The sequence below is a fragment of the Bacillus sp. 05T31 genome (assembly GCF_056396725.1).
In genome coordinates, this window is sequence record NZ_JBFTMA010001430.1 from 1 (window position 1) to 420 (window position 420).

Annotated in this window: 1 protein-coding gene; it reads right to left on the bottom strand. The window is 37.1% G+C overall.

Translation table 11 applies throughout. The features are described from left to right. Positions 1-36 precede the first annotated feature (36 nt). Positions 37-420, bottom strand: a 384-nt coding sequence (locus tag AC1DJR_RS33665; protein WP_477004640.1) for a sodium:solute symporter family transporter, incomplete at its 5' end; no start/stop codon positions are given.

The following is a 420-nucleotide window of genomic DNA, read 5'->3' on the forward strand; positions in this document are numbered from 1 at the left end:
GAGTAAATGCTAGTTAGCATTTACTCTCTTCGCTAATTATTTCGTCTCCTCTTCCAACACTTCTTCCATCTCGTTAAATTCACGATGAATTGCTTTCACTGGTTCTTTCGTTAATAAACTTACAACTATAACAGCTAATAAACTACAGAAGAATCCAGGTACCATTTCATACATAGTCGCTTTTAAACTTGGAATTTGTACCCAAGTAATAACAACTACTGCACCTACAATCATACCAGCAAGAACGCCCCATTTGTTCGTTCTCTTCCAATATAAACTTAATAAAATGGCGGGTCCGAATGCTGAACCAAATCCTGCCCAAGCATAACCGACAAGTGTTAAAATTGTATCACTTGGATGATACGCTAAAACAACTGCGATCATAGCTACTACTAATACTGACAGTCTACCGATAAATAC